This is a genomic window from Fischerella muscicola PCC 7414, assembly GCF_000317205.1.
Classification (GTDB): Bacteria; Cyanobacteriota; Cyanobacteriia; order Cyanobacteriales; family Nostocaceae; genus Fischerella; species Fischerella muscicola.
On record NZ_AJLK01000126.1, the window covers coordinates 32,126 to 42,251 of the forward strand.

Below are 10,126 nucleotides of genomic sequence, written 5' to 3' on the forward strand. Positions count from 1 at the left end.
TCTCTCCCTGTCCCCAGTCTCTAACCTCTAACTACGAGCAATACCATCCTGGCGTGCAGCACGTTGCACCGCAGCCGCAACAGTAGTAGCGACGCGCTCATCAAACACAGAAGGAATGATATGTTCTCTGTCCAAATCTGATGGTTTGACTAAAGAAGCGATCGCACTTGCTGCTTCTAAATACATGGAAGTGGTAATTGTCTCGGCCCGACAATCTAATGCACCGCGAAATACCCCCGGAAAAGCCAAAACATTATTAATTTGATTAGGGTAGTCACTACGTCCAGTTGCCATAACCGCAACTTCATTACTGACTAATTCTGGTTGAATTTCCGGAATGGGATTGGCCATTGCAAACACAATCGGATCTTTCGCCATCGAACGCACCATTTCTGGTGTCAAGACTCCCGGGCCGCTAACACCAATAAACACATCTGCTGCTTGCATTGCACCTGCGAGAGTACCCTGTGCTTTGACTGCAAATTCCTGTTTTTCTTCTGTTAAGTCGGTGCGGCTGGTGGAAAGAATACCTTTAGAATCGCACATCCAAATTTTCTCTGCTCCGGCTTTTTGCAATAAACGAGCGATCGCAATTCCCGCAGCCCCAGCACCGTTAATCACGATGCGAATTTGCTCCATTGACTTATGCACCAACTTGAGAGAATTAAACAACGCTGCCAAGGTGACGATCGCTGTACCATGTTGATCATCGTGAAAAACGGGAATATCCAACTCTCGCCGTAGTCTTTCTTCTATTTCAAAGCAACGAGGCGCAGCAATATCTTCTAAATTTACCCCACCAAATACAGGGGCAATATTTTTCACAGTACTGACAATTTCATCTGTATCCTGGGTAGCCAAACAGATGGGGAAAGCATCGATGCCTGCAAATTCTTTGAAAAGCATTGCTTTCCCTTCCATAACAGGTAAAGCAGCCCCTGGGCCAAGATTTCCTAAACCCAAAACTGCGCTGCCATCAGTCACAATTGCTACAGTATTTTGTTTAATAGTTAATTTGTAAACTTCTTCTGGATTCTGAGCGATCGCTGTACAAATACGTCCGACCCCCGGCGTATAAGCCATCGCTAAATCAGACACACTTTTGAGGCTAATTCTACTGGTAATACTAATTTTGCCGCCCCGATGCAGATTAAAGGTGCGGTCATAAACATTCAGTAATTTAATATCTGGTAAAGCCTTAACTGCTTGTACAATTGCTTCGGCATGTTCAGTACTAGCAGCATCAACGGTGAGATCACGAATCGAAACAGCTCTAGTTTGTTCGATTAAATCAATTTGACCAAGATTACCACCAGTAGTGGCGATCGCCTGAGTCACGCTAGCTAACATGCCAATCCGGTTGGGAATCTCCAGACGCAGTGTCAAACTAAAACTAGAATTAGGGGTAAGGTCTGTCATTATCGGTTTGGGTGAGAGAGTTTAGATTTTAAATTGAATTTAGCTCTAAAAATCTCAAATCAGAAAATTTAGTACGTTCAAAATCACAATCTAGCAATTGTACTCTAACGATGTGACTTGGTGTCTTGGTGTTAAGAAAGCAGAGGGTACAAAACCATGAATGGCAGAGGAAGAAACTGATTCTTCCCTTCTGCCCTCTGCCTTGAGAGTGGGTGTGGGGGTGTAAGGGTGTGGGGTGTAGGGGAGAAGAACACTTTCATCCATGGCTGTTGAAATTTTTTCATCGGAGCTGCCTTCTGCCTTCTGCCCTCTGCCCTCAGCATAGCTGCCCTCAGCATAGCTGCCCTCTGCCCTCTACCTTTCTTCTAGTTCCTAATTTTCTTCACACCTCAGCGACAACTTGCTCTTGTTCTCTTTCCACAAACGCCTGGACGCGGGCGCGGTAACTCCTTAAGGTTTCATCCACCCAATCGCGATCATTACTATTGGCATACAAATGTACTAGTGGTTCACTCGCATCTGGTAATACTAATACCCAACTGTCATCATATTGCTGACAAATTTTCACTCCATCAATTAATTCCAGGTTTTGGGCTGGATGGGTTTCGACCAAGTGACGCATTAATGCCCCTTTAGCTGTCCAAGGACAGCGGATAACATGGGATTTGTGTATGACTCGTGGTAATTCTGATCGCACTGAAGCTAGCGATCGCTCTTGAATTGTTAGCATCTCAATTAATTTGGCAATGCAGAACATAGCATCAAAACCCGGATGCAGTTGAGGGAAGATAAAGCCGGTGTCTGCACTACCTCCCAAAACGACATTTGCATTTTTGTAGCTTGCTTCCATCAAGGCCGTGGGATTAGCTTTCGTACGAATCACCCTACCATCGTGACGACGGGCTATTTGTTCTACCGCACTAGATGCATGTACTGGTACAACTACTGTGCCTCTGGGGCTAGAAGTTAACATCATGTCTACCATCAGTGCTGTTAACATTTCCCCACGAATAGGTATACCCGATTCATCAACTAGAATTAACTGTTCACCATTGGCTGAAACCTGGACGCCAAAGTTTGCCTTTAACGCTTCCACTACGTGACCGAGTTGTGTTAAGAGTGCTTCGCGGTTAGTAGCAGACATCGCAGTCTTATTCAAACTAGCATTCAATACTACTGCATCTGCCCCAAACTTATCTAACATTTGGGGTAACACCGCCCCAGATACAGCATAAACGTAGTCTATGACTACTTTTGCTCGACTGTTACGGAGTGTATCTATGTGTAATAGCTTCTCGAAGGCTGTGCAGTATTCGTCAGCTACTTGACTGGGATAAGCAACATCACCAATCTCATGAATTAGCGATCGCCGCATATCTTCTTTAAAATAAGCCCCTTCTATTTTCTTTTCTTGAGCTTTGGAAATATTAATACCCTTGGCATCCATAAATTCAATCAGGATGTAGTCTGGGCGATCCGGATGTACACGGACGTGGATACCACCAGCCACTCCCATTGTGGGTATGACTGTACGGGCGATGGGGATAGCAGTTGCGTCTAGGTTTTGAATATTAATACCTACAGACATCAAACCCGCAATGAGTGACCGTGTTACCATGCGGGAGATATTACGTTGATCACGGGAAACTGTGACTCGCGCACCAGGTTTTAAGGTGGAACCGTAAGCAGCACCTAATTTGACGGCGAATTCCGGGGTAATATCGATATTTGCTAATCCTTGTACACCCCGTTGCCCAAACAAGTTACGCTGAGCAGTATTTCCCCAAATCAGGTTGATATTTAAAATTGCTCCTGAATCAATTTTCTTACTCGGCCAAACTCTCACACCAGGACTAATTTGAGCTTCTTCTCCTACCGTCGACAAAGAACCAACTACAGCAGCTTCCAAAACGTGAGCGCGACGATCTACACGAGTACCACGAGAAATTACACAAGCCGATAGCTGTGCTTCCTCACCGATGATGGCGCCATTCCAAACAATTGGGCGCTTGAGATTAGCATCTGCCCCAATAGTAACCTTGTCTCCAATTACAGTTCCTGGTTCTATGTGTACCCTGGCTCCGATACGACAATTATCGCCAATCACTACAGGGGCTTCTATTTTAGCTGTTGGATCTATGTAAGTATTTTGACCGACCCATACACCCGGAGATTCTTCTTTATAGGGAAAATCAAGCTTTACTTTTCGCTCTAATGCATCATACTGAGCTTCACGATAGGCGTCTAAGTGACCAACATCACACCAATAACCTTTGGCGATGTAACCATACATTGGCTCACCTTTTGCCAACAACAGAGGAAACAAATCTTTGGAAAAGTCTGATTCAGTATTGGCGGGTAGGTATTCCAAAACTTCTGGTTCTAAAATGTAAGCGCCGGTATTAACAGTATCGGAAAAAATTTCACTTGTAGAGGGTTTTTCTAAAAATCGGCAAATGCGATCATTTTCATCGGTAATTACTACTCCAAATTCAATTGGATTCGGAACACGAGTCAAAATCAAAGTTGCTTTTGATTTCTTTTGTTTGTGAAATTCAATTGCTGCTGTTAAGTCAAAATCTGTGATGCTATCACCGCTAATTACTAAAAAAGTTTCATCAAGAAGTTCAGCAATATTTTTCACACACCCAGCAGTACCCAAAGGCTGGTCTTCTTCCACAGAGTAAGTAATTTGTACACCAAAATCACTACCATCTTGAAAATAATCTCGCAAAGCATCAGGTAAATAATGCAGTGTGGCAACTATTTCTGTAATGTCATGCCGTTTGAGAAGATTAATAATATGTTCGGCAATTGGTCGATTTAAGATCGGCACCATCGGTTTAGGCAGGTCACAAGTGAGTGGACGAAGCCGCGTTCCCGAACCCCCTGCCATCAGTACTGCTCTCATAAATCCTCCTTAAACTGTATGCACCACTTGCTGCGTCAAGACAAATCAGATTCGTTTTGTCTGCTTTCTTAAGTGTCCTACGGATATCGAAGTTTGAGGAACTTCCAATAGATGCATCTAGCGAGACATAAGCACATCTACTCGTCACACTAGCTTGTTTGTTGATACAAAATCAAGGAGGGGGAAGGGGAAGTATGAAGGATGAAGGATGAAGGGTGAAGGATGAATTATAAATTATGAAGGAGGAAGAGAAAATTGGGGAATTTTTCGTTTTGACAATGATTTTTGAGTACTATGCCAGGAACTGCGTTCAGCAAAACACACAAATAATTTCCTTAGCCTATACCTCACACCCTGATACCCATCCCATACACCTGATTTAAACCAAGATACAAATAGCTTACTGAACTGTAACTGGATACTAAGGGGGAAGCTAATTTAAACTGGAGTAATGAGAATTTATCTATCGACTCGAGTGTTTAACAACAGTGTTTAGTTATATTTGATTGATATAAATGATCAAATTCCGCGATCGCATGGAAATGCTGAACTCAAATTCTCTATTTTGATTTTGGAGCAAATTGCAATGGGTGGATTAATTACTGTTGTATTGATAGTAACTTATGCAGGTTTTGCTTGGAAATTCTGGAGCGGATATAGGAGTACAAATTTCACTCGCAGTACAACTAATCGTCTGATATTTTCTTTATTGTGGCCAGTTTTGTTGATCACAAATAAGTCCTATCGGCAAAACTTTAGAAAGGCACTCAAGGGCAGATAGACAAGATTTTTTGCATGATTTTGATCATCACACAATTAGCAACTGCCTTAGTGATTAGAAATCGCGTCTATACAAACACGCGTCCGCCGACGCCGACTAACCCAAAATCAAGGATTTAAACCCACGGAGGTGGGTTTTGTATGTGTAGCCGCGACTTCTAGTCGCCAGGTATAAGACAATTACGGTTCAGTTAAGGATAATTGTAGGTTGGGTTTCGCAAAACCTCAACCCAACCTACGCGATATAAGGTTTTTAACTCTAACTGAACCGTATTGAGGTGTAAGATTATTTGGGATGTTTGTAGTGATCTGGTTTCGCTCACTACAAACCCCTGATTACAACTTTGTTCCGCACTCTGGACAGAAATTGTTACTGGGAAGGTTTTTCGCACCACAATTACTGCAATAAACAGGTTTGACATCAGCTTTTGGTGCTTGCTTAGGCAAACCGATCATTTGAGCGTTGCTCTTGCCAGGGGCTACCATTGGGTAACAGTTTTCGTCTTTGGTAACGTGAACATCAAGAATCACCGCACCGTCATGGGCTAACATTTGGGCGATAGCATCTGTCAATTCTTCCTGGTTGTTAACTACCATGCCTTTGATGCCATAAGCTTTTGCTAGTAATTCAATATCTGGCATCCCCACTTCCATGTTGGAACAGGAGTAACGCTCACCGTGGAAAGCTTGTTGCCACTGGCGCACCATCCCCTGCCAACCGTTATTGATAATTACAGTCTTGACATTTATGCCATACTGTGCAAGAGTACCAAGTTCCTGTAAACACATCTGGAAGCTAGCATCACCACTAATACAGATGACTTCTTGATCCGGGAAAGCGACTTTAGCACCCATAGCTGCTGGCAAGCCAAAACCCATTGTTCCCAAACCGCCGCTAGAAATCCAACGCCGGGGCCCTGTTTTGAGAAATTGAGCTGCCCACATTTGATGTTGACCCACATCTGTGGTGTAAATCGCATGGGGTGCTTGACGAGCGATCTCTACAATCACTTCTTGTGGTGATATGCTATCAGCATGGTGCGGTACAACCAAAGGATACTCTTCTTTCCAGCGATTGATTAATCTCAACCATTCTTGGGTTTGGTTGGGTGTACTTTGGATACCCAGTTCTTCACATCGGCGTAAAATGTCTTGTAATACGTTCTTAACATCGCCAACGATGGGTACATCGGGAACACGATTTTTTCCGACTTCTGCCGGATCGATGTCGATATGAATTACCTTAGCGCGGGAAGCAAATTCATCTAGTTTGCCAGTAACGCGGTCATCAAATCTGGCGCCTACACAGATGAGTAAATCACAATCGGTAACTGCAAAGTTAGCATAAGCAGTACCGTGCATTCCCAACATCGCCAAAGATAAGGGATGATGTTCATCAAAAGCACCCAAACCCATTAAAGTTGTGGTGACAGGGATTTGGAATAACTCAGCCAATTCTTGAATTTCGGCGTAGGCATCAGAAGCGATCGCGCCTCCACCAACATACAACAAAGGACGCCGACTTTCACGAATCAGTTGAATTGCCGCATGGATCTGACGTGGATTTCCCTTGACTGTGGGGCGATATCCGGGTAACTTGACTGAACCCGGTTGTACAGGTATATAGTCAAACTCTTCAAATGCTACATCCTTGGGAACATCAATCAAAACTGGCCCCGGTCGCCCGGTTGCGGCAATGTGGAACGCTTCAGCCACAATCCGCGCCATATCTTTGGGGTCGCGCACTACGTAAGAGTGCTTTACAATTGGCAGTGTAATACCGTAAATATCAGTTTCTTGAAACGCATCTGTACCGATCGCATGGCGGGGTACTTGTCCCGTGACAATGACCATCGGGATCGAGTCCATATAAGCAGTAGCAATCCCAGTCACCAAGTTAGTCGCCCCTGGGCCTGATGTACCAAAGCACACCCCTACCTTACCTGTAGCGCGGGCGTAACCATCAGCTGCATGGGCTGCACCTTGTTCATGTCTAACTAGGATGTGCTTGATACCGTCACCACTAGCTTCTGCTTTGTATAGATCATCATAAATTGGTAGAATCGCACCACCAGGATAACCAAAAATATATTCGACGCCGTGGCGTTTTAGACTGTCAAGCAGTGCAAAACCACCAGATGCACGTCTGGGCGTTACGACTGGCAATGGAGATACACTAGACTGGGCTTGATTCTCGGCTTGTGGAGCAATAATTTGGGGACGCGATTCTCCTACGGAGACACTTCGTGAACGCACAGTCGAACCTCACCTAATATAACTAAGATAATCCTGAATTTCTGTAGTTAAATTTTCATTTTAATTTAAAACTCTCATAGTTTATTGAGATTATCATTTATCCCTGACATTGAATTTGTCATTTGTCATTTGTCATTTGTCAAAAGTCAATGGTCAATGGTCAATTGTCATTGGTTAAGAGGGAACTCTTAACTCTTAACAGGGAATAGGGGATAGGGGATAGGAAATAGGTAATTTCTCCCTTGTCCTCCTTGTCCTCCAAGTCGTTCCCCGTGTCCCCCGTGTCCCCCTTGTCTCCCAAGTCGTCCCCCAAGTCGTCCCCCTTCCCCTTTCCCCTTCTATATCACGTCTTGCAAAACTTTACGGGTATTTTGCCACGCCCAAACACCAATAATAGCGACTATCACACTCATCCCTACTAGCACGGTTCGCAAGCTTAAAGCATCAGTGATGGGGCCAGTAATTGCTAGGGGTGCAGAAAGAGCAATATTAATGGCATGATTTTGAAACCCAAAGACTTTACCAAGCATTGAAGGTGGGGTTTGTTGTTGAATTAAAGTTTGCATTGGCACGCCAATCAAGGCTGCACCTATTCCCAAAACTGCACAAAGTATTAAGGCCAATGACAGTTTGTGGACAAAAGTGAACGTCCCTAAAACCACCGCCATCATTAAAAATCCGATTAAGGGTAAGGGCTTGTGATGAAATTTATCACCCCAATGACCCAAAATCGCTGCTCCTATTACCATCCCTACACCTGCTGCTGCTAAGAAAAAGCCAAATTGTTTCTCTTTTAAACCAAATTCTGCTGCTAATTGAATTGCCAAAACTACTAGGGCTGCAAATACGCAATACAAAGTCACTAGTTGCAACATGGCATTTAATACCAAGCGATTTGTCTTGAGATAGCGCAAGCCTTGTTTGAAGTCTGCCCAAGGGTGGATTGCTACTTCTTGATCGCCAATAGTTCTGTTGTCTTTAAAGTTAATTGGCTGCATCATTCCAGCAGAAGACAGGTATAATATCACCACTATTAGTTCTTGACCATAGTCGGGGCCGAGGGAACTTTTTGCCCAACTCAACATCGGTTCGCCGATCGCAAATCCCACAATTAAAGCACCCATCATCGTGCTACTAAACAGGGCATTGGCTGCCATTAAATTTTCTCGCTTTACCAATAGCGGAATGACTGCCTGTTCTGCGGGTGCAAAAAATTGCGTCACAGTGGAGATTGCAAAAGTCAGTATTAGTAGAATCAAAAACTCTCGTGGCAAAAACGGTATTAACAGTGTCAATAGACCGCGTACTACATCTGAACCAACCATAATCAGCTTTTTGGGAAAGCGGTCAACAAACACACCTCCAGCAGAACCAAACAGAATTGCTGGGACTGTAAATGCCACCATCAAAGCTGAGTACATAGAGTTTTCTGCTAAACCCGCAGGAGGCGGATAGTTTTCTAGTAGCGCAATCATTAAAACAAAGAAAACTTTATCCGCAAGCTGGGACAATAACTGCCCAATCCACAGCAGCATAAAGCCACGGTTTCTCAGCAGGACGCCAAATCCTTTATTTACAGCAGCAGGTTCAGTTGGAAACATCAGTAGTTAGGGAATAGGGGATCGGGGATTAGGGATCGGGGATCGGGAATTGGGAATCGGAGAATTCAGGGTCTCCATGTTCGCCAGGGAGGAACCAGTGCGGTGGACTCTTTCTCCGGGATAAAGGAGCCACTGCGCCCTTAGGGTTTCCTCTCGTTGTAGCACGTGGCATCACCTGGTGTTAGGAATCGGGAATTGAGAATTAGATAAAAATCTATCCTAGCCCCCGTTCCCCGATCCCCGATCCCTGACCCCCTATTCCCCTGATTGACTGTCTTCAATTCTCACTCCTGATTAATACTTATCTTTTCCGGATTAATTTTCCTCATACTGCACCAATAGTCTATGCAAAAATTCCGCCGCAGTTAAACTTTGCTTAGATGGTGATTCCCCAATAGATGAGTCTACCCACCAGCCCTGAACCTTTTGGGGCGATCGCCACATTTCTAAGTGATCAACTGCTGGATCTGCATAAAAATTATTTTCACCACTGCCCAGTATTTTAGAACTCCAGTGAGTGAAGTAATTATGGCTCATTCTATGGATAGGAAAGTTTCCCCACAACGGTACTCCCCATCCGTCTATAGCAATAAAAGCTTTGACTTTGCCTCCTAGTAGTTGCCATGAAGATGCAGCTGCGATCGCTCCAACTACACCGGCACTAAAACAAACGAATATAACTGGCGATTCTAGCTTATCTCCTAAATGCTGATGTAAAAACTGTAAAATATGAAACCCAGATAATGAAGAAAAAACTTCTGCTGGATAAAGCAGTATATTTACTGATTTTTTAGATTGCACACTCTTAATAACTGCTTCTTTCCAAGCCATGACAAATTTGTCAGTTAATTCTTGTTCATGTATTCCTGGGCAAATAATTATACTCATACGTATTTGGTTACAGCTTTCCTAATTATAATTATTTATGAATTTAATGTCGTAAATATCACATAATTACTTAAATACCAATAAGTAAAGGTTAAAGCACTTAGCCCTGATCATTAGCAACATTTTTCTCCTAACACCCAAACCACCTCTATACCCCCTGTATTTCTTAAAAGGAATCCCATAGGCAGTTGTCAGTCGCTATAAATAGAACAAATAAGTCAAATCCTCTTCCCTTCTGCCCTATTTCTTGAAAGCACCCCTACTAAGTAGG

The 10,126-nt window shown here is 43.7% G+C and carries 6 protein-coding genes; all 6 read right to left on the bottom strand.

Annotation, left to right across the window (positions count from 1 at the left end; genetic code table 11):
• Positions 1-27: 27 nt before the first annotated feature.
• The 6 genes from UYI_RS0120570 to UYI_RS0120600 all read right to left on the bottom strand — a co-directional run bounded on the left by UYI_RS0120570 (position 28) and on the right by UYI_RS0120600 (position 9,855).
• The gene (locus tag UYI_RS0120570) at positions 28-1,419 is read right to left on the bottom strand and encodes a malic enzyme-like NAD(P)-binding protein (RefSeq protein ID WP_016868555.1); all 1,392 of its coding nucleotides are present in this window, start codon (positions 1,417-1,419) and stop codon (positions 28-30) included.
• Positions 1,420-1,509: 90 nt separating this feature from the next.
• Complete coding sequence (locus tag UYI_RS37720; RefSeq protein WP_162140410.1) at positions 1,510-1,683, bottom strand: hypothetical protein; 174 nt, start codon at positions 1,681-1,683, stop codon at positions 1,510-1,512.
• 118 nt (positions 1,684-1,801) lie between these two features.
• On the bottom strand, positions 1,802-4,330 hold the full coding sequence (locus UYI_RS0120580; RefSeq protein WP_016868558.1) for a mannose-1-phosphate guanyltransferase: 2,529 nt from the start codon (positions 4,328-4,330) through the stop codon (positions 1,802-1,804).
• Positions 4,331-5,446: 1,116 nt separating this feature from the next.
• A complete protein-coding gene (gene ilvB, locus UYI_RS0120590; RefSeq protein ID WP_016868560.1) occupies positions 5,447-7,366 on the bottom strand; it encodes a biosynthetic-type acetolactate synthase large subunit in 1,920 nt (639 codons plus the stop codon).
• A 338-nt stretch (positions 7,367-7,704) separates the two neighbouring features.
• Positions 7,705-8,967 (bottom strand): MFS transporter, encoded by a 1,263-nt coding sequence (locus UYI_RS0120595; RefSeq protein ID WP_016868561.1) that lies wholly within the window; start codon positions 8,965-8,967, stop codon positions 7,705-7,707.
• A 315-nt stretch (positions 8,968-9,282) separates the two neighbouring features.
• Positions 9,283-9,855, bottom strand: coding sequence for a hypothetical protein (locus UYI_RS0120600; RefSeq protein WP_016868562.1), 573 nt, complete (start codon positions 9,853-9,855; stop codon positions 9,283-9,285).
• Positions 9,856-10,126 lie beyond the last annotated feature (271 nt).